Source organism: Sunxiuqinia indica, assembly GCF_009847015.1.
Lineage (GTDB): Bacteria > Bacteroidota > Bacteroidia > Bacteroidales > Prolixibacteraceae > Sunxiuqinia > Sunxiuqinia indica.
Genome location: NZ_WVEM01000002.1, coordinates 104,120 through 124,602, shown reverse-complemented (window position 1 = coordinate 124,602; position 20,483 = coordinate 104,120). Strand labels below are relative to the sequence as shown.

Genomic DNA, 20,483 nt, shown 5'->3' with positions numbered 1-20,483 from the left:
CAGCATGTATTGATATTTCAAGACAAAGCGCCATTCTTAACAAATATCGTGCCTGTGTTTAATTGTGATTTTAAATTTAGCTTAAATCGATGGACATAAAAATTTTACAATTATTAGATGGAGCTCAACAAGCGAGTGGGCTAACGGTAATTATTGATGTATTTCGGGCTTTTTCAGTAGCCTGCTATGCTTTTGACCGGGGAATTACGAAGATTTTTCCTGTAGGGGAAATTGATCTTGCTCTTCAATTAAAGCAGCAAAACCCAGACTATATCCTTGTTGGTGAGCGCAACGAACAGAAACCTGAAGGGTTTGACTTTGGGAATTCGCCATCGCAAATTATACAGGGTGATCTTGAGCAGAAGGTGATGGTGCATACCACAAGTAGCGGAACCCAGGGGATTGTGAATGCTACAAATGCAGGAGAAGTAATAACCGGAAGTTTTGTCAACGCAGGAGCCATTATTAAATACATCCAGAAAAGGCAACCTGAAACAGTTTCGCTGGTGTGTATGGGTTATGCCTGTAAGTATCCGACGGATGAGGACACTTTTTTGGCGGAATACATTAAAGCTAAGCTAGAGGGTGAACCGATTGATTTTGAAGGGATGGTCGAACAGTTGAGAGTTGGCGCCGGAGCGCGGTTTTTCGTTCCCGGAAAACAGAGTTGGGCTCCTTCTGCTGATTTTGATCTTTGCCTGGATTTGGATCGGTTTAACTTCGTTTTAAAAGTTGATCGCGAAAATGACTTGTTTTTTTTGAAAAAACTTGAACTTTAAATTCGCTTACGTTTTATATAATACCAATACGTTGGAAACAGAAGATTATGAAGAACTATAATTTTGATGAACTGGTTGATCGTACCAATACAAATAGTTTGAAATACGATGGACGTCAGATGTTTTTTGGAACAGATGATTTATTGCCACTTTGGGTGGCTGATATGGATTTTAAAACCCCCGACTTTATCGTTGAGGCTCTGAAGGATAGGTTGGAGCACGAGGTTTTGGGGTACACATATCGTAGTGATTCCTATTCTGACGCTATTATTCAGTGGTTAGACAAGCGACATAATTGGAAGGTAAAGAAAGAGTGGATTTCATTTAGCCCTGGAGTTGTGGCCGGATTAACGCTGGCTATTGACACTTACTCCAAGCCTGGCGATGAGATAATTGTGCAACCGCCGGTGTATTTTCCTTTTTACGATTCGATAAAAGGATTGGGACGTAAGATGGTCGAAAATCCGCTGAAGTTAGTTGGTGGCAGATACACATTCGATTTAGATGATCTCAAACAAAAAATTACAGCAAATACGAAGATGCTTTTGTTGTGCAATCCGCAAAATCCAGGGGGAATGGTTTGGACCAAAGATGAGTTGACCGAACTGGCAACCATCTGCCTGGAAAACAAGGTTCTCATTGTTTCTGACGAAATTCATTCGGATTTGGTTTTCGACGGGCACAAGCATATTCCGCTACCAACACTTTCTGATGAGATTGCAAATAATTGCATCGTGTGTATGGCTGGAAGTAAAACATTCAATATCGCTGGTTTAACGACTTCCTTTGTGGTGATACCGAATAAGAAACTATTTGTGCGATATGAGCGAACACTGAAAGTTCCTCATTTACATATGGGAAATATTTTTGGTTCCATTGCTCTCGAAACAGCTTATCGTGAAGGAGCAGGCTGGGTTGATCAGGCAGTGGATTATCTGCAAGGAAACTATCGTTTTTTAGAAAGCTACCTGGCTGATAAACTGCCTAAAATTAAACCGATGAAACCGGAAGCTACTTATTTAATTTGGTTGGACTTTTCAGAATATCAGTTGAGTGATGATGAGCTTAATGCTAAGTTGATTGATGCGGGTGTTGGCTTAAACCGGGGAGTGCAGTTTGGCAAGCAGGGTAGTGGTTTTATGCGTATCAATATTGGTTGTCCGCGGGCAACCTTGGAGCAGGCTTTAGGTCGAATAGAGCAAGCATTTGGCTAAAAGTTTTCCTTAATCCAATTGGCCATTTCCGTTGTGTTCTGATTTAGCATGCAACGGAAATGTTTTTTCGGGCAGCTATGTCGACCAATTTTGGAGCATGGCTGACAGTTCAACCCCTCAATTTTTTGCTTTTTCGATGCCGGATGGGCCAGATAGGGCGTCATTCCAAGTTCGGGGGTGGTACTTCCCCAAATGGATAAAATTTTCTTTTTATAGGCCGCAGCAATATGCATTAGACCAGTATCGTTGGCTACTATTAATGCGGCATTTTTTACAATGGAGGCCGATTGGTTAATCGTTAGTTTATTGCAAAGATTTAATACGTTCTGCGTCGTTTGCTTTTCGATTTCCTGTGCAAGCTTAACTTCATTTTTCCCTCCAAGTAATATGAATGGAACATCAAGTTGTTGGATCACTTCCAGGTGTTTTTTTGGGGGTAACCTTTTGGTAAAGTAAGTGCCGGCGAGTACAATCGCTACATACTTTTTGGGGAATGAATCCGGTATTTGTTCAAATGGATAATTTTCTTCTTTCGGAATAAAATAATCAAGACCATTGTTGTCGTTCTCTACTGCGAGTGGAGCAACGGTGTCCATCATGCGGTCTACAATATGAACGTGGGGAAGAATATTAATTTTGAATTTGACTAACAGCCATTTTTTGACATTGAGTTTTTGCAGCGAGTAAGCTTTCGTTCTCAGGTTCTGCTTAATAATATGGCTCCTCAGATTATGGTGCAGGTCAATGATATAGTCAAAATTCTCTTGCTGAAGTTGCTTTATAATGTCTGTAAGATTTGAATTATAAAGATGTAAGTGGTCGATATAAGGATTGGCACGAAGAAGATCCTTGTGTTTTTCCTTGGTCAGAAAATGGATTTCAGCCTGGTCTAGTTGCTCTTTTAGGCATCGAATAATAGGGCTGGTTAATACAATGTCCCCAATAGAGCTAAATCGTATGATGAGTATCTTGGAATTCAATGGTAAAAATAATACCCTGAAATATACATATTTTCAGGGTATTTCTATTTAATAGGTTATGTTTTTATGCAGATTCGGCAAGCACAATTATTTTATTGTTCTTGGCTTCAACAACTCCTCCGGGCACGTCAAAAAAACTGATCTGCTCGTTTGTCTCAATGATTTTGATTTTGCCTTCCTCCAAGGTTGAAATAATTGGGGCGTGGTTGTTAAGAATTTCGAATGAACCTTTTGTTCCAGGAAGCTTAATCAATGTGATTTCTCCTGAGAACACTTTTTTTGACGGTGTTATGATTTCAAGAAACATAGCTTTTCGGGTTAGTTTTAGGCTTCGGCTTCAGCCAGCATTTTTTCTCCTTTAGCAATGGCTTCATCAATTGTCCCAACCAGGTTAAAGGCCGACTCCGGATACTGGTCAACTTCACCAGCCATAATCATGTTGAATCCTTTGATGGTATCTTCAATTGAAACGAGCTTTCCTTTTAGTCCGGTAAATTGTTCGGCAACGAAGAACGGTTGAGACAGGAATCGTTGAACACGGCGTGCACGGTGAACAACAAGCTTGTCTTCTTCCGACAATTCATCCATACCTAAAATGGCAATAATATCCTGAAGTTCTTTGTAACGCTGTAAGATTTCTTTTACCTGTTGAGCACAGTTGTAATGTTCTTCTCCAACAATGTCTGCAGTCAAAATCCGTGAGGTTGAATCCAATGGATCAACAGCAGGGTAAATACCAAGCTCTGAAATTTTACGACTCAATACAGTTGTTGCATCCAAGTGGGCAAAGGTTGTCGCAGGAGCAGGGTCAGTCAAGTCATCGGCAGGCACATATACGGCCTGTACTGATGTGATAGATCCGTTTTTCGTTGAGGTAATCCGTTCCTGCATAACACCCATCTCGGTTGCCAAAGTAGGTTGGTATCCTACCGCTGAAGGCATACGTCCGAGCAGTGCTGACACCTCAGAACCAGCCTGAGTAAAACGGAATACATTATCAACAAAGAACAGGATATCACGACCACCTGCACTGTCTGATCCATCACCATCACGTAAACTTTCGGCAATTGTCAATCCGGAAAGTGCTACCCGTGCACGTGCTCCGGGAGGTTCATTCATCTGGCCAAACACAAGGGCAAGTTTGGATTTTTTAAGGGCTTCGGGGTCTACTTTCGAAAGATCCCACTCGCCTTTTTCCATTGCTTCTCTAAACTCATCGCCGTAATCAACAATCTTAGCTTCGATCATCTCACGTAACAGGTCGTTTCCTTCACGAGTCCGTTCTCCAACACCCGCAAAAACAGATAACCCGCTATGTGCCAAGGCAATATTATTGATTAGCTCCTGAATCAATACTGTTTTTCCAACACCGGCCCCGCCGAACAAGCCAATTTTACCTCCTTTGGCATACGGTTCAATCAGGTCGATTACTTTAATTCCAGTGTAAAGAACCTCGGTTTCGGTTGTTAAGTCTTCATATTTTGGTGGTTCGTTGTGGATATTCAAACCTTCTTTAGGAATATTTTTCATTCCATCCACCGCATCTCCGGTAACATTTAGCAGGCGTCCGAGTGCTATTTGTCCTTTGGGCATGGTGATTGGAGCCCCGGTGGCAATTACATCCATCCCCCGTTTTAGTCCGTCAGTCGAGTCCATTGAGATGGTTCTGACTGTATTTTCTCCGATATGTTGTTGGCACTCGACAACCAGATTGGTGTTGCCTTCACGAACGATTTCTAATGCGTCGTTAATATTTGGAAGTTCACTACCTTCCTGATCAAAGCTGATATCAACCACAGGACCAATTACCTGAGCGACTTTACCGATATTTTTATTCATGATAAAAATTTTACTTCTGTGGGGCTGAAAATTACTAAAACGTGCCTAATTGCACAAATTTAATTTGACTAATATACTAATGTTTGGCGTGTTCAAGATTCATTTGTTAATAGCTATTATTTTTCTCTTTTCATGATCATTTGGGCGAGTTTAATGATCGCCTGTTTTCGATCTGAATGAACGTTTATTGCATCGATCTCTTCCATTGCCTTCTGATAAAGTTCATTTGACTTTTGTTGGCTAATGTGCTGTAGCTTCAAATCAATGTATATATTTTTAACGGCATTGATCTTCTCTTCCGGATTAAACTCCTTTCGGTCAATCCAATCTTGTAATTCGGCTTTTTGTTCCCGATTTGCACTAGCTAACGCTTGAAGTAATAAAAAAGTTTTTTTGTTGGCGATAATATCACCCCCTATTTTTTTCCCAAATTTATTTTGATCTGCAAATACATCTAATAGGTCATCCTGAAGTTGAAAAGCCAATCCGAGGTTGATTCCAAATTGATAAAGCCTTTCGGCATCTTCTTGCGAGGCATTTCCCAGCAAGGCTCCCATTTTAAAGCTTCCGGCAATCAACACCGCTGTTTTCAGTCGTATCATCTCCAGATACTCATCGATGCTCACATCCAGCCGGGTTTCAAAGTCCATGTCGTATTGTTGCCCTTCGCAAACCTCGATGGCTGTTTTTGAAAACAAACGGGTAACTTCTTGTATGTTGGGATGATCTACCGTCAGTAGATATTGATAGGCTTTGATAGACATGGCATCGCCCGATAGGATCGCTACATTTTCACTGTATTTTTTGTGGACTGCTGGCCTGTTTCTGCGAATTTCAGCATGATCCATAATGTCATCGTGGAGCAGTGTGAAGTTGTGGAAAACTTCAACGGCAATAGCCGCAGGTAAGGCGTTTTGAACATCGCCGGAAAAAAGATCGCAAGCTAAGAGCAACATAACCGGGCGCAATCTTTTGCCACCCATGTTCAGCGTGTAATCAATAGGCTGATAAAGGTTAACCGGGTTCGTTTTCCCAATTTTCTCCGCTTCCGCAGCAATTTGATTCCCAACGAGTTGTTGTAGCTCTTTTATTGATTGTGCTGACTTCATCCTTTTTGTTCTTCATTTTTATTTGACGAACCCTCAATCTCTAATTCATCCAACTCAATGTCCTCTTCCTCATTGTAAATCTGAAGTAAGGGTTCATGAAAAGATTTTGTTGTGGTATGTTTTTCGAGTCCAATAAGCAAGGAGGGAAGCAAAATTAAGTTTGATGAAACGGCTACCAGTAAGGTTAGCGAAACCAAAATTCCAAGAGCTGCAGTGCCTCCAAAGTTTGACACACTGTATACGCCAAATCCGAAGAAAAGAACAACGAAAGTGTACATCATGCTCACCCCGGTTTCGCGCAATGCCAGTTTAACTGATTGTCGAATGTTCCACCCGGTTACTGCTAATTCTTGTCGGTATTTTGCTAAAAAGTGGATGGTGTTGTCAACCGAAATTCCGAAAGCTATACTAAATACTAAAATAGTTGATGCCTTAATCGGAATACCAATAAAACCCATAATGGCCGCAGTAAAAATAAGTGGTACAATATTCGGGATGAGTGACATGATCACCATTCGCCAAGAGTAAAACATGATAGCCATAAAAGCTGAAATCAGGAAAATAGCCAGGGTTAGACTACTAAACAGGTTTTTAACCAAATACTGTGTCCCCTTAAAGAAAGTAACGCTCGAGCCGGTAACAGTGACATCAAATTTATCGGGAGGAAACACGGAGTCGACTTCCATTTTAAAATCATCATACAGTTCCTGCATGCGTTCAGTTCCAACATCGTGCATCCGAATGTTAATGCGGGTAACTTGTTTACTGCTGTCCAGAAATGAGTGCAGAGCACTTACGCCAGCATTCTCTTCCTCCTCACTTTTAGTGGCATAAGACAGGATAAAGTTCTTCTCCTGATTGTTGGGCAGGCTGTAATAACGTTCTTTCCCGTTGTAAAAGGCCTGCTTCGAAAACTTGAGAATATTCAGCAACGATGTTGAAGATGAAAGCTCATCATATTTCTCCAGGCGTTCTTCAAGTTTCTCCATTCTTCTGAAAACACTTAGGTTCATCACCCCATTCGGGCGTTTCGTGTCGATGATAATTTCCAGCGGCATCAATCCATCAACTTGATTCTCGAAGAATTTCAAATCTTTGTAAATAATATCGCTTTCCGGTATGTCATCAACCATGTAGCCAGAGCTTTTGATTAACGTTATGCCATAAAACCCAATGAGCACCACGGCAATTGCGGCGCCATAAACTACTTTCCGATGATTGAGTGAGATGTTCTCTAAATGGAGGACAATATTTTTGAAAAGCTTACTTTCAAGGTGCTTAATGTGACGTTCGCCGGGAGGCTTGGCAAAACTGAATAAAATAGGAATGAGCAAAAGCGAAAGCACAAATAATGTGAGAATATTTAAGGCAGCAACAACTCCAAATTGTCTTAAAATTTCGCTGTTGGTAATTACAAAGGTTGCAAAACCGGACGCGGTAGTCAGGTTTGTTAAAAATGTGGCATTTCCAATTTTTATAATGACGCGCTGTAGAGCTTTGATGTTATTTCCATGCTGTTTGTACTCGTTATGGTACTTGTTTAGCATGTAAATACTGTTTGGTATCCCGATCACAATGAGTAGGGATGGGATCATCCCGGTAAGCAAGGTGATTTTGAACCCGAATATTGCCATTGTTCCGATAGCCCAAATTACGCCTGTAATGACGATGATAACCGGATATAGAACCGCTTTGAATGATCTGAAGAAAAGAAACAGCGTAATAATACACAGCAATAATGCGAGTGCACTAAACAGATAAATTTCTTTTTTAATTTTTATGGAGTTGATTACTCTGATGTAGGGGAGCCCTGAAAAGTGAAGCGTTAAGCCGGTCTCTTCGGAGAAATTGTCACAAGTGTTTTTTATTGCTTTAACCAGCTCTTCCCGTTTTTTCGACTTCATTTTGTCTTTATTGACCGTAATTGCCAATAGGTAGAAGTCGTTTTCAGTATTGTAAAGAAGCCCCCGGTAAAATGGTAAACTTTGAAAAACACTGGACAGGCTATCAAGTTCTTCTTGTGATTTAACTTTAGCGGGGAAAATATTTTCAATTTCGAACGTCCGCTTTTCTTTGTTCTTGATTAGGTTATAGGCATTTGAAACAGACAAAAGGTTCTCAACGCCATCAATATCGTTTAAATTGCCAACAAGCTGATGCCATTCTTTAAAATGGTCAAGTTTAAAAAAGTTGGGATCTTCAACGCCAACGACAATCAAGTTTCCTTCTTCGCCAAAAAGCTCACGGAATTTCTGGTAGTCGACATAGGCGCTGTCTTTTTGAGGAAGTAGTTGGGCTGACTCGTATGACATTTCAACCTTTGTGGCCATATAAGCCATAAAAACAGTTACCAGACCCAATAGTAAAAGTAACGCTCTTCTGTTTCTAAGAATAATTCCGGAAAGCCAAACCCACATAGTTCAAATTCGTATAAAAATTAGGGCGAAAATAGTTAATAAAATGGGATTTCGAAAGAAAGAGAATCCGTGAAAAAGGATACTTTACGTAACGGTAATCGACGGAATTGCGTCCTGGATTTTTTAACTCGCGCAGAAATACGATTTGTTTTCTCTGTTCGCTTTTGTGCAAGAGCCGGAAGAAAAATATTATTAGCGGAGGCCATCAGACTTCTCTAGCCGGTTTTTATGAATGTACTGGAAATCAAAGCCCTTTGGCTCTATAAATGAACGCTCGTGTTTGTGGGATTATTCATGACTGAATAAAATCTTGCTTTTGGATACATAAATTTCCCATTTTTGTTTTTTGTTTTAATAAAAGCTGTTATTTTTGCATCGCTTTTGACAGGAAAACGTTCCGAAAACAGGTCGAAAAGCCAATATAAATTCCCTAGTAGCTCAGTTGGTTAGAGCGGCGGACTGTTAATCCGTAGGTCGTAGGTTCAAGTCCTACCTGGGGAGCAGATAATTTAAAGAGGTCTTTTTAGACCTCTTTTTTTTTGTCCGATTTTTTGAACCCTTGCTGGTATTAAGAAGTGCCTGTTTCGGTTTTATGAATTTATGGGTTGCAACTTATCCTTTCTTCTTAATAACTTTCCTTGTTCTTATTTTTAGTTCCATTTAAAATGAAACACTTGAAGATTTTTGAGTCGTCTTGAACCTTCAGTTATTTGGAAAAATCATAATACAGTTTACTGTTTTTTTGAAAATGTGTGAATGATGTAAAAAATAGCATCAATTGTGTAACACTTTCAAAATTGAATGGTGGTAGTTTTATTATGATTATCTAAGTTGTAATTTGATGCAAACAAAAGAAATTGAAAAGTCGAAACTCCATATCCTCATCGAAATCATTGAGTATGTACCCAATTCCATGGTTAGCGAATCCATTATCCGGAAAACAACAGGGAATATTAGCGTTTTAGCCATTGATACCGGCGAAGCGCTGGCAGAAAAAATTTCACCGTTCGACACCTTTATTCAGATTATAGAAGGAACAGCCGAAGTTGTTCTTAACAATCAGCCAAATAGGGCAAGGAATAATCATTCCCGTACATGCCTCGAATCTTGTAAAAGCAAACAGTCGGTTCAAAATGATTTCTACATTAATCAAAAGCAGGTATGAAGGAAGTGTGCTATAACAGAAACATCTAAAAATAAATATCATGGCAAAAAGTAAAGAAGGAAAAGAGAGAAAAAATGTAAAAAAAGAGGCCGTAAAAAACCTGAAAGAAAAGCGGGCTGACAAAGCGGCAAAAAAGGCCGGGAAAAAGAATTCAGGTTTAATCTAAGCCTGAATATGCTGGTCGCCTGTTAAAGTGATTCGATCTAATATTGCAAGAAGCAATATAGATTTTCCAATAAAGAATTGGCTTTTTTTGAACACGATCTTTAATCTTATGGCATAAAAAACATGGGCAAAATTACGCTCTAAAGCAGTTAAACAAACACAACGAACATAAAAGGATTTTTAGGAAACAGGATAAAGATAAATTTGTGTCTTGCGTCTGGATTCTTAAATCTAAAAATTTAGATACATGAAAATCACTTATATCGCCACATATCCACCCCGTGAATGCGGAATTGGAACATTTACAAATAACCTTTTCAAGTCGATGTTAACCGACATCGGGTTAAAAAATCAGAAACATGAAGGTTTTGTAATTGCCCTGAATGACAACGACCTAACTTATAAATACCCGAAAGAGGTAAAAGCTATCATCCGGCAAGATCATCAGGAAGATTATTTAAAAGCAGTAAGGTACACTAACCTTAGCGGCGCCGATGTTTGTATTCTTCAGCATGAATTTGGCATCTTTGGTGGTCAAAGCGGGGTTTATATTCTTCCTCTGCTTCACCGGCTTGAGGTTCCACTTATTGTCACGCTTCATACCATTCTTAAAACACCTTCATACAACGAAAAGGCGGTTTTGAAAGAAATATGCAAAATGGCACACAAAATTGTAGTGATGAGCCATAAAGCAGTTGATTTTCTGGTAAGTATTTACGATGTTCCAAAAGAAAAAATAGCACTGATAGAACATGGGGTTCCGGATATTCATTTTAGTGCTGAAAAATCGAAGAAAGAGTTTAAACTCGAAAGTAAAAAAGTACTCTTAACTTTTGGTTTTATTGGCCGAAGCAAGGGAATTGAAACCGTAATAAAAGCGCTCCCTGTAATAGTAAAAAAATACCCCGAACTTATTTATATCGTTTTGGGGAAAACGCATCCAAATGTGCTACGGCATTCCGGCGAAGAATACCGTATTTCCCTTCTTCGATTGGTGAAAAACCTCCAGCTTGAAAATCATGTGATTTTCCTGAATGAATTTATTGAAGAACAGGACTTATTCAAATATCTATACGCCTGCGACATATACATCACACCTTATTTAAACGAAGCCCAAATTACCAGCGGAACCCTTTCGTATGCAGTTGGAGTAGGGGCAGCAGTACTTTCAACACCATACTGGCATGCTGCAGAATTGCTGGCAAAGGGAAGGGGAAAGCTATTTAATTTTAATGACTCCGACGACCTTGCCGAAACATTAACTGAACTCTTCGATAATCCTGAAGAACTTAAGATACTTAAAAATAATGCTGGTGAATATGGTAAAAAAATTACATGGCCAAAAATTGGTGAAAGATATGTAACACTTGCTGAAAAAATATTGAAGGATGAGCCTTCGGTTGCTATTCAAAAAGAAACAGAGCCGGACTTACTCATTCTCCCCCCCTTTTCACTTGCGCATATTAAAAGATTAACCGATGATACCGGCATTATTCAACACGCTAAATTTGGCATTCCCAATTTAAAAGAAGGCTATTGTTTGGATGATAATGCGCGCGCTTTGTTGATGGTTTTGATGGCATACCGTCAGAAGAAAGACAGGCAGGCGCTTGAATTGTCGCCCATCTATTTAAGCTACATTCATTACCTCCAGAATCCGGATGGTACTTTCCGTAACTTTCTGAGTTTTAACCGGAATTTTTTGGATGAAGTTGGCTCCGAAGATTCTTTCGGCAGAACCATTTGGGCGCTTGGCTATTTGCTTGGGAATCCCCCAAACGACGCTTATTACCAAACCGGGAAACTGGTATTTTTTGATGCCGCTCCCAATTTTGAAAAGTTAACGTCAATCCGAGGAATTGCCAATACAATGATTGGAATAAGTTATTACCTGAAGAGTAATCCATCAGACGATTCCATGACGGAAAGATTGAGAAATCTTGCAAATGGTTTAATGAAACATTATAATGAAAACCAAACTGATGATTGGAATTGGTTCGAGTCATTATTGGCATACGATAATGGTATTTTACCGTTAGCACTTTTACACTCAGCAGAAATATTGAACGACCAGAGAATTACCGAAACAGCCATTGAATCGATGAATTTTCTGACCAGCCATACCTTAAAGGATAATTATCTTTCGATTATTGGAAATGAAAAGTGGTATAAAAAAGAGGGAGAACGTTCTGTCTTTGCCCAACAACCAATTGATGCTATGGCAATGGTGTTAATGTATCACCGGGCATATTTAGTAACAAAAGATAAGGATTACCTGAATAAACTTCACACCTCATTTTTATGGTTTTTGGGTGAAAATGATTTGCGTATGAGTTTGTACGATTTTGAAACTAAAGGCTGTTGCGATGGTTTCGAAAGCTACGGAGTTAACCGTAACCAGGGTGCTGAAAGTTCGCTCGCTTATTTAATTTCGCATTTAACTGTTTTACTGGCTTACGAAGAATTTCATAAGTCGGACTTAAAATTGGTATAAAAAAAATCCCGCTTTTAGCGGGATAAAATTAGATATGATTGTAATTGTTGTTAACGAAGCAAGTTTGACATTCACTGCATTTAATCCTTTTTTACCTTCTTCCAAATCAAAAGTTACTTCGTCATTTTCTCCAATACTATCCTTTAAACCGGATGAGTGTGCGAAATACTCTTCGGACAAATTGGCGTCTTTAATAAATTCAAAACCTTTGGAGTCATGGTGAAATGTTACTGTTGCTTTATTCTTCCCCATTTGTTCATCTCAAAATTTGTTTCCATCTTATAATTTAATAGTTATTCCAAATTTTCCGCCGCTAAATGCATTTCCGCCACCAAACTCAAGGTTTATACCCACTTTATTACTGAAATAGTACCGGCCTCCAATCTGAGCGCCCAGTCCAACTCCTGAATTATGTGAACCGTCGTAATCGTTAGGAGAACTCCAGTTATAAAAGCCAAGATTAAGTCCTGCGTAAAAGTCCCATGGGGAAGGTATATTTAATACGGTGTTAAAATGATAATTGGCATTCCCTGAAAAACCGATTATCGAGTGATGGTATTTGTCATTACGCCAGTTGTCATCATACGAGCGGAAAGACACTTCTGCTCCCAGGGTTATATCGGGATGTACTGCATGATCGAGTCCTAAGTAAACTGGAACTCCCCAGGAAGAAAGTCCAACCCCTACATTAACTTGTGTCTGTCCCTTGGAAATTGGACCTTGTGCGAAAATTGTGCCTGCTACAATCAGTAAAACGAAAGTTAAAACGTGTTTTTTCATTTCAAATGTTTAAAGTTTATTTATTATTATAATTCTGTGGTGATTTTTTATTAAAAAGAATTTGGAGAAGGACCATAAATCCAGCCGCAAGAAGAAGTAAATCAAAATAACGGAACGAGTAGAATCCAAATGTTATTATGCCCCAAAGAGTTGCAAGTAGCCCCGCGATGATGTAGAGTGTATTTTTCATCTCAATTATATTATGACCCCATTATTGTTAGGTCAGTTATATTGAATACAAATTACGTTGAAAAAGAAAGGGAAGTGTTACACAATTAGGAATAAGAGTTACATGATTCACACATTTTTTTTGTTTTCTTGTATCAAATAACTCCCTATAAATGAATTTAATAAAGATTTATTTCAGAATGTATTCCGGAAATTATTTGGACTTTTTCAACTCGTTCAGAAGCTCTCTCAGGTCAACGGTTGCATAAGTCGAAGCATAATCAGACATTGCATAGGGGATTATTAATTCATCATTATTGATTATCGATCCACAGGAATAAACCACATTGGGTACATATCCTTCCCTCTCTTCGGTGTTGGGCATCAAAAGCGGCGATTTCAATCGGCCAATTTCTTTTTCAGGATTTTGGAGATCGAACAACGATGCTCCGAGAACATACTCCCGCATCGGACCAACACCATGAGTTAAAACCAACCAACCTTCCGGTGTTTCTATGGGTGACCCGCAGTTTCCGATTTGAATAAATTCCCATGGAAATTTAGGTTGCTGCAATAATTTTGCCTCGCGCCAAATGGAAATATTGTCAGAAAAAGCGATGTAGTTACTAAAACCATCCAGACGACAGAGCATGGCATACTTCCCATTCACTTTACGCGGGAAAAGTGCCATCCCTTTGTTTTGGGCAATTTCACCATGCAGGGGTAAAATTCGGAAATGGTAAAAATCTTTAGTATCGAGCATCTTTGGCAATATGGTAGTACCATCATATGCCGTATAAGTTGCATAATAATTTATTTGACCATCATCATCAACAAATCTAACAAAACGCGCATCTTCAATACCGTTTTTTTCATTAGCTGAAACAGGGAAAATTACCCGTTCAGAAATGTTGGTATCCAGTGAAAATTCAAGTTCGTAATGAGACGAGGCCAGCCACATAATCTGGTTAAACAAAACTTGCTTGTCTGCAGCAAGATGCAACGATTTTTTGGCTTCTCTTATACAATCGCGCAGTTCGCCGTAGGTAAATGTATCATTTAACTTGTCGAGAATTAAACCGGAGGGGATTATTGCATGAATATCCTCCATCTCTTTTAGTTTCTTCTTAAAGGAAGCCTTGTTATACAAATGTCGCCGGATATGCTTTGCCTCTTCCAGCATTTTACCCACCGGTTCAATGGAAAGATTATTGTTTTTATCAAGAACTCCAGTTCTGAATACGATGGACGAAATATGCCCTTCGCCAGTGGCCCTGAAACTGATAATCACCCTTTTTTCGCCAGGTCCAGTTTCTGACTGGTCGGGATGCTCCACAACCGATGGATTAAAAAAAGCAGCCGATTCGATGGAATATTCCATTGTAAAATAGGAGCCGATGAGTGACTTGGTTGAAATATCCAGCAAATCAGGATCAACGTCCAATTGTTTCAACAGATGGGAAATTTTATTGAAATGCTTTTCGAAAATTTTTGAAATGTTTCTGTGCCGTAGGGAAAAATCCCTCAATATGGGATTTAGTGCCTGTGAAGTAGAATGCTCAGGCATCTTTAAAACCGAACGAATCGTATTAAGTGCCCTTTCATCACCTGTATAAAGAAACCGTGCGATTACCCTCGATGAATCCGGTATAAATTTTATATTTTTTCTGTTTACTGCTACCTGCATTTATCATACACATTAGAATTTTCTAAAGGTAATGGATAAAGTAGATTAATTGCTATTATAATCTGTTTGTTGAAATTTTAGTTAGGTGGTAATTCACACCAAACCTTCACAAATTAGGTTGTAACGTCCAACTACCTGGGGAGCTCCAAAAGGTCAATCATTTCTGATTGACCTTTTTTATGTCTGCTTTTTTCAAACACTCAGCTTACCTTACATAATCATATTTCCTGCAAAAATAAAAAGGCAGTCCTCTGACTGCCTTTTCCGTCCCGATCTCTCGGGAACTAACCTAAACCAACTAAACCTAATAAACCATGAGCTCACCGGGAATTGTGGTGTGTTGATAAATCAACGAATCCCCAGCTTGCTACTAACATACTTGCTTATTAACAAGCACATTCGATTTCGGCTCAAAGATATTAAAAAAATTAACAGAATTGCAACGATAAGCTCGAATTAGCTTGGTGAGTATTTGCTTTAGCAACAGCGCCTGAAAGGCTTTATGTCATGTAAATGTCTTATTTTCAAAGCTGCTATTCCCAACAATGATCTGGTTGTAAATCCAATAAATACCAGAGTACGGTTTCTTTGAATCTGGTGTTCGTCGCAAAGCCGACAATCGCATTTTGTACACCCCTTAAAACAATCTCTATTCAAAAGCTAATTATTCGGCAAAATTCGTCTGCTTTTTTTCAAAAGCAATAAAACTAAGAGCAAAAAGAGCCACAGAACCAGCTAATTAAGACATTAATGTCTTCTATTAACGATTATTTAACCCATGTAGTTGACGAAGTCAACTATATGTTCTAATTTCGCGTCATAAAGTTTACAGATATGCAATTACCAAAACCATTGGGTCACTTGCTTGGTCAAACCATGCGAATATTCAAACATAAATTAACGTCAAAGTTTAAAGCAAACAACATCGACCTGAGCTTGGACTTCTTTCTAATTTTGTTGCAACTATATAATCGAGAAGATGTAACGCAACAAGATTTATCAAATCAACTACAAAGAGACAAGTCGATAGTTTTAAGGCAAGTAAACACCTTGCTCGATAAACGGATTGTTGTTCGGTTACCCGATAAAATCGACAAACGTAAAAAAAATCTCATATTGACACAAAAAGGATATGAGCTCCTATTGGAAGCAAAAGAGATATCGCGAAACCTATCGGATGAGCTTTTAGCCGGGCTGAGTGAAACAGAAGTTAATTCCTTTTTTAAAGTGCTACAAACCATTCAGGAAAATAGTGGATTGGAAGAAGATCAGTGGTACTGTTGACAAAATCAACTAAATACAAGTAACAAGCAATAGAAACATGAAAACAATTAGACAAATCAGAAACTTAAGTTTCATTTTACTGATGTTTGCCGCCGTTTCCTGCTCTCAAAAGCAAGGAGCAAACGGTGCAAGCCAAACACAACAAGCCAGAGAATACAAGGTTATTGCCGTAAAACCAGGAGCTGTTACCTTAAACAAACAGTACCCAGCAACCCTGGAAGGACAACAGACTGTAGAAATTCGTCCGCGTATTGCCGGCTACATCGACGAAATTCTGGTTGACGAAGGCGCTTACGTGAATAAAGGTCAGGTATTGTTTCGCCTTAATGCGCAGGATATTCAAGCGCAGGTTCGCTCAGCCGAAGCGCAAGTAAAAGTTGCCGAAGCACAAGTGAGGACTGCAGAAATTAACCTTGGAAAAACCAAACCATTGGTTGAAAAAAGCATCATCAGCGAGTATGATCTGAAGTCCTCCGAGGCAACACTAGAATCTACAAAAGCACAGTTGGCACAAGCAAAAGCTAACCTCGAGAATGCAAAAGTTAATTTGCAGTATACGGTTATCGCAAGTCCTGCAAGCGGAACCATCGGAACATTTCCTTATCGCGTCGGAAGTTTAGTAAGCAGTAGCATTGCCCAACCATTAACTACTGTTTCGAACACATCAAGCATGTATGCTTATTTTTCAATGAATGAAAGAGATTTTTTGCAATTAACAAAAAATCTTAAGGGAGACAACCTTCAGAAGAAGTTCGAAAACCTCCCAAAGGTTTCTCTAATCTTAGCCGATAAAACTCCCTACTCAACAAAAGGGAACATACAAACTGCCAGCGGATTAGTTGATCAACAAACCGGAGCGGTAAACATTCGCGCATCTTTTCCAAATGGCGACGGTATGTTGAGAAACGGCAGCAGTGGTCTGGTTAGCATTCCTCAACATTTAGAATCCGTTCTCCTGATCCCGCAAAAAGCAACTTACGAATTGCAGGGCAAACATTTCGTGTATGTTGTTGGTGAAGACAATAAAGTGAAAAATACGGAAATCAACGTTTTAGCAGGAAACCTGAAAGATCAATACGTGGTAACTTCAGGATTACAAAAAGGCGACCAGGTGGTTGTTGAAGGAATGTCAACGCTTCGCGACGACACACCAGTAAAACCGAAACTCGTTGAAAACACAAATTCAGCTCAAAGCAGCACTTCAACGAATCAGGTTAAAAACTAAAATCTACAAAAATCATGTTCAGAAGATTTATAGAACGGCCAATCCTATCATCGGTCATCTCAATCATTATCGTCATACTCGGAGTGCTGGGATTGACCAGCTTACCTATTGAGCAATATCCGGACATCGCTCCGCCAACCATTCAGGTTTCGACATCCTATACCGGTGCCAATGCCGAAACAGTGCTCAAAAGTGTCATTACCCCCCTCGAAGAACAAATCAACGGAGTTGAAGACATGACCTACATGTCTTCAACTGCCAGTAATAACGGGGTCGCAACCATTCAGGTTTATTTTAAGCAAGGTACCGATGCCGATATGGCAGCCGTAAACGTGCAAAACCGAGTAGCACGAGCTACCAGCTTATTGCCAGCCGAAGTAAACCGTGCCGGGGTAATTACAGCCAAACGGCAAAATAGTATGTTGATGGTATTCTCGATGTATAGCGAGGATGGCAGATACGACGAGACATTCCTACAAAACTACAGTCAAATTAACTTGCTCCCTCAAATTCAGCGTGTAAGTGGAGTTGGACAAGCCTTGGTTTTTGGTTCAAAAGACTATTCCATGCGGATTTGGTTAAAACCCGACATGATGGCAACTTACAATTTAATGCCGTCCGACGTTGTTGCTGCACTGAATGCGCAAAACCTGGAAGCAGCTCCCGGAAAGTTTGGAGAACAAAACAACCAAACCTTTGAATATGTGCTGAAGTACAAGGGAAAACTATCAATGCCCAAAGAATTTGAAAACATCATTATAAAGGCAGATCAAGACGGAAATATCCTTCGCCTTAGCGACGTGGCAAGAGTAGAGATGGGCTCTTTGAGCTATGCTTCATCCACTGAGGCAATGGGGCAACCGGGTATTGCCATGGCAATTTTCCAATCAGCGGGCTCAAATGCTCGCGAGGTTAACGTTGAAGTTCAAAAAGTACTGGACAATGTTGCGGAAACATTTCCGGAAGGAGTAAAATATCATGTTTTAATTAATGCCAATGACTTCCTGGATGCATCTATCGAAAAAGTAATCAGCACCTTACTTGAAGCCTTTGTACTGGTATTCATCGTTGTGTTTATTTTCTTACAAAATTTCCGGGCAACTCTGATTCCTGCAATTTCAGTTCCGGTGGCAATTATTGGTACATTTTTCTTCCTAAATGTTTTTGGTTTTACCATTAACCTACTGACATTATTTGCCTTGGTGCTTGCCATTGGAATTGTGGTCGACGACGCCATTGTGGTTGTCGAGGCCGTGCATGCCAAGCTGGATCAGGGAGCTAAAAATGCTAAAGAAGCGGCGGTATCAGCCATGAGCGAAATCTCCACTGCGATTGTTTCCATTACGCTGGTTATGGCCGCGGTGTTTATTCCGGTGACTTTCATTACCGGAACAACCGGAGTTTTCTATAAACAATTCGGGATTACACTGGCCGTGGCGATTGTTTTGTCGGCCGTAAATGCATTAACACTAAGTCCGGCTCTATGTGCCATTTTCTTAAAGCCTCATAGCGAAAGTAAACTTCATAATGCGGGTTTAATGCAACGTTTCTACGCGTCGTTTAACGTAGCATTCGATGCAATGACAGAAAAGTATAAAAAGACCACTCACTTCTTTATGGTCAGAAAATGGCTGTCCTTTGGACTGATTATTATTTTTTCCGCTGGACTCCTTTACCTGGTCAGAACAACCCCCACAAGCTTTGTACCTTCTGAAGATACCGGAATCATGATTGTTGACATTAGCATGCCTCCTGCAACTTCAGCAGAACAAACAAGAGAGGTTGTCCAACAAGTTGACCAAATATTAGCTAAAACGCCTGAGATAGAAGGAAGGTCAGCGATTGTTGGCCGTTCGCTTATCAGTGGTCAGGGAGGTTCCTACGGAATGATGTTTTGTGACCTGAAACCATTTGATGAAAGAAAAGGTGAAGGCCAAGATATAAATAGTGTCATTAAAAGACTTTACGGAGCCACTTCTCATATTAAAGATGCTCGCATTCTGTTTATTACGCCACCAATGGTTCCCGGATTCAGTATCTCAGGAGGTGTTGAGCTCCAGTTACAGGATAAAACGGGTGGAGATATCCAAAAATTCGAAGGAATCGCGCAAAAATTTCTTGGAGCACTTAGCCAGCGCCCGGAGATGCAATATGCAATGACTTCCTTTAATACCCGGTTTCCTCAGTTTCTGGTCGATGTTGATGTCGCTAAGTGTATGCAGTCAGGCATCACTACCAGCACGGTGCTCTCTGTCCTGCAGGGGTACATTGGTGGATATTATGCATCCGATTTTAACCGTTTTGGGAAACAATATCGTGTCATGCTACAAGCGGGTCCAAGTTATCGTGGCAACCCGGAGGATCTGAATAACATTATGGTGCGAACTTCCAACGGCGAAATGGCACCCATCACTTCATTCGTTACTCTGAACAGAGTATACGGACCTGAAAACATCACCAGGTTCAACATGTATACTTCAATTTCGGTGAACAGTTCTCCAAATGCTGGATTCAGTACTGGTGATGCTATTAACGCGGTTGAAGAGGTTGCAGCAGAAACACTGCCACCCGGTTACACCTACGAATTTTCCGGCCTAACCCGTGAGGAAATAGCTTCAGGAAACCAAACGGTATTCATATTCATCCTTTGTCTGGTCTTCGTTTATTTCTTGTTGGCAGCGCAATATGAAAGTTACATACTACCGCTTTCCATTCTAATCTCATTGCCAATTGGGATTGCCGGTTCTTTCATTTTTGCCAAAATAATGGGAGTGGACAATAATATCTACCTACAGATTTCATTAATTATGCTGATTGGTTTGTTAGCCAAAAACGCGATTCTGATTGTTGAGTTTGCCTTGCAAAGACGTCTAGCTGGAATGTCAATCATTCAGTCAGCAGTGGAAGGCGCAACGGCCCGTTTACGGCCTATCCTGATGACCTCCTTTGCGTTTATCTTCGGGTTAATCCCGTTGGTGCTTGCCGGAGGTGTTGGAGCCAATGGTAACCGCTCCATTGGTGTTGGTGCCGCCGGAGGTATGCTGGTCGGAACATTGATCGGAATTCTTGTCATCCCGGCTATGTACGTTGTTTTCCAAACACTTCAGGAAAAAATCAAGAAACCGGAAATAATAGAAATTTCAGACATGAACACCATGGAATAGCTTATTCCGGAAA

At 40.0% G+C, this 20,483-nt stretch carries 16 protein-coding genes and 1 tRNA gene; 9 read left to right on the top strand and 8 right to left on the bottom strand.

What is annotated here, in order from left to right:
* Window positions 1-89: 89 nt before the first annotated feature.
* Window positions 90-779, top strand: a complete 690-nt coding sequence (locus GR929_RS03810) for a 2-phosphosulfolactate phosphatase (RefSeq protein WP_159517608.1) — start codon at window positions 90-92, stop codon at window positions 777-779.
* A gap of 47 nt (window positions 780-826) precedes the next feature.
* Window positions 827-1,993: a MalY/PatB family protein gene (locus tag GR929_RS03805; protein ID WP_159517607.1), complete on the top strand. Its 1,167-nt coding sequence runs from the start codon at window positions 827-829 to the stop codon at window positions 1,991-1,993.
* Here GR929_RS03805 and GR929_RS03800 read toward each other — a convergent pair.
* The 5 genes from GR929_RS03800 to GR929_RS03780 form a co-directional block, all read right to left on the bottom strand.
* Window positions 1,990-2,973, bottom strand: coding sequence for a glycosyltransferase family 9 protein (locus GR929_RS03800; RefSeq protein ID WP_159517606.1), 984 nt, complete (start codon window positions 2,971-2,973; stop codon window positions 1,990-1,992). The genes GR929_RS03805 and GR929_RS03800 overlap by 4 nt on opposite strands.
* Window positions 2,974-3,037: 64 nt before the next feature.
* Window positions 3,038-3,280: an ATP synthase F1 subunit epsilon gene (gene atpC / locus GR929_RS03795; RefSeq protein ID WP_159517605.1), complete on the bottom strand. Its 243-nt coding sequence runs from the start codon at window positions 3,278-3,280 to the stop codon at window positions 3,038-3,040.
* 17 nt (window positions 3,281-3,297) lie between these two features.
* A complete protein-coding gene (atpD, locus tag GR929_RS03790; RefSeq protein ID WP_159517604.1) occupies window positions 3,298-4,812 on the bottom strand; it encodes a F0F1 ATP synthase subunit beta in 1,515 nt (504 codons plus the stop codon).
* A gap of 116 nt (window positions 4,813-4,928) precedes the next feature.
* Window positions 4,929-5,921, bottom strand: coding sequence for a polyprenyl synthetase family protein (locus GR929_RS03785; protein ID WP_159517603.1), 993 nt, complete (start codon window positions 5,919-5,921; stop codon window positions 4,929-4,931).
* Entirely contained in the window at window positions 5,918-8,338 is a 2,421-nt protein-coding gene (locus GR929_RS03780) for an efflux RND transporter permease subunit (protein WP_159517602.1), read from the bottom strand. The genes GR929_RS03785 and GR929_RS03780 overlap by 4 nt, the downstream gene beginning before the upstream one ends.
* A 427-nt stretch (window positions 8,339-8,765) precedes the next feature.
* Here GR929_RS03780 and GR929_RS03775 point away from each other — a divergent pair.
* From GR929_RS03775 to GR929_RS03765, 4 genes are all read left to right on the top strand, one after another.
* Window positions 8,766-8,839 (top strand) — tRNA-Asn (locus tag GR929_RS03775).
* 340 nt (window positions 8,840-9,179) lie between these two features.
* The gene (locus GR929_RS03770; RefSeq protein WP_201300894.1) at window positions 9,180-9,503 is read left to right on the top strand and encodes a cupin domain-containing protein; all 324 of its coding nucleotides are present in this window, start codon (window positions 9,180-9,182) and stop codon (window positions 9,501-9,503) included.
* A gap of 40 nt (window positions 9,504-9,543) precedes the next feature.
* A complete protein-coding gene (locus GR929_RS21970) occupies window positions 9,544-9,669 on the top strand; it encodes a hypothetical protein (RefSeq protein ID WP_262886036.1) in 126 nt (41 codons plus the stop codon).
* 246 nt (window positions 9,670-9,915) lie between these two features.
* A complete protein-coding gene (locus GR929_RS03765; RefSeq protein ID WP_159517601.1) occupies window positions 9,916-12,162 on the top strand; it encodes a glycosyltransferase family 4 protein in 2,247 nt (748 codons plus the stop codon).
* On the opposite strand, the gene GR929_RS03760 is transcribed toward GR929_RS03765, so the two are convergent.
* From GR929_RS03760 to GR929_RS03750, 3 genes are all read right to left on the bottom strand, one after another.
* Window positions 12,148-12,414, bottom strand: a complete 267-nt coding sequence (locus tag GR929_RS03760; protein ID WP_159517600.1) for a cold-shock protein — start codon at window positions 12,412-12,414, stop codon at window positions 12,148-12,150. The genes GR929_RS03765 and GR929_RS03760 overlap by 15 nt on opposite strands.
* 27 nt (window positions 12,415-12,441) lie before the next feature.
* Entirely contained in the window at window positions 12,442-12,942 is a 501-nt protein-coding gene (locus tag GR929_RS03755; RefSeq protein WP_159517599.1) for a hypothetical protein, read from the bottom strand.
* A gap of 382 nt (window positions 12,943-13,324) precedes the next feature.
* Window positions 13,325-14,563: a glycoside hydrolase family 130 protein gene (locus tag GR929_RS03750; protein WP_235934055.1), complete on the bottom strand. Its 1,239-nt coding sequence runs from the start codon at window positions 14,561-14,563 to the stop codon at window positions 13,325-13,327.
* Between the two features lie 1,068 nt (window positions 14,564-15,631).
* Here GR929_RS03750 and GR929_RS03745 point away from each other — a divergent pair.
* From GR929_RS03745 to GR929_RS03735, 3 genes are read left to right on the top strand one after another with little or no spacing between them, the layout of a single operon-like run.
* Window positions 15,632-16,081 (top strand): MarR family winged helix-turn-helix transcriptional regulator, encoded by a 450-nt coding sequence (locus GR929_RS03745; RefSeq protein ID WP_159517597.1) that lies wholly within the window; start codon window positions 15,632-15,634, stop codon window positions 16,079-16,081.
* A gap of 37 nt (window positions 16,082-16,118) precedes the next feature.
* Complete coding sequence (locus GR929_RS03740; protein ID WP_159517596.1) at window positions 16,119-17,306, top strand: efflux RND transporter periplasmic adaptor subunit; 1,188 nt, start codon at window positions 16,119-16,121, stop codon at window positions 17,304-17,306.
* Between the two features lie 14 nt (window positions 17,307-17,320).
* The gene (locus GR929_RS03735) at window positions 17,321-20,470 is read left to right on the top strand and encodes an efflux RND transporter permease subunit (protein ID WP_159517595.1); all 3,150 of its coding nucleotides are present in this window, start codon (window positions 17,321-17,323) and stop codon (window positions 20,468-20,470) included.
* Window positions 20,471-20,483 lie beyond the last annotated feature (13 nt).

Coding starts and splice junctions, on each gene's coding strand:
- GR929_RS03755 (WP_159517599.1), bottom strand. CDS start 12,942: ATGAAAAAACACGTTTTAACTTTCGTTTTACTGATTGTAGCAGGCACA.
- atpD (WP_159517604.1), bottom strand. CDS start 4,812: ATGAATAAAAATATCGGTAAAGTCGCTCAGGTAATTGGTCCTGTGGTT.
- GR929_RS03805 (WP_159517607.1), top strand. CDS start 827: ATGAAGAACTATAATTTTGATGAACTGGTTGATCGTACCAATACAAAT.
- GR929_RS03760 (WP_159517600.1), bottom strand. CDS start 12,414: ATGGGGAAGAATAAAGCAACAGTAACATTTCACCATGACTCCAAAGGT.
- GR929_RS03765 (WP_159517601.1), top strand. CDS start 9,916: ATGAAAATCACTTATATCGCCACATATCCACCCCGTGAATGCGGAATT.
- atpC (WP_159517605.1), bottom strand. CDS start 3,280: ATGTTTCTTGAAATCATAACACCGTCAAAAAAAGTGTTCTCAGGAGAA.
- GR929_RS03745 (WP_159517597.1), top strand. CDS start 15,632: ATGCAATTACCAAAACCATTGGGTCACTTGCTTGGTCAAACCATGCGA.
- GR929_RS03810 (WP_159517608.1), top strand. CDS start 90: ATGGACATAAAAATTTTACAATTATTAGATGGAGCTCAACAAGCGAGT.
- GR929_RS03735 (WP_159517595.1), top strand. CDS start 17,321: ATGTTCAGAAGATTTATAGAACGGCCAATCCTATCATCGGTCATCTCA.
- GR929_RS03785 (WP_159517603.1), bottom strand. CDS start 5,921: ATGAAGTCAGCACAATCAATAAAAGAGCTACAACAACTCGTTGGGAAT.
- GR929_RS03740 (WP_159517596.1), top strand. CDS start 16,119: ATGAAAACAATTAGACAAATCAGAAACTTAAGTTTCATTTTACTGATG.
- GR929_RS21970 (WP_262886036.1), top strand. CDS start 9,544: ATGGCAAAAAGTAAAGAAGGAAAAGAGAGAAAAAATGTAAAAAAAGAG.
- GR929_RS03770 (WP_201300894.1), top strand. CDS start 9,180: ATGCAAACAAAAGAAATTGAAAAGTCGAAACTCCATATCCTCATCGAA.
- GR929_RS03780 (WP_159517602.1), bottom strand. CDS start 8,338: ATGTGGGTTTGGCTTTCCGGAATTATTCTTAGAAACAGAAGAGCGTTA.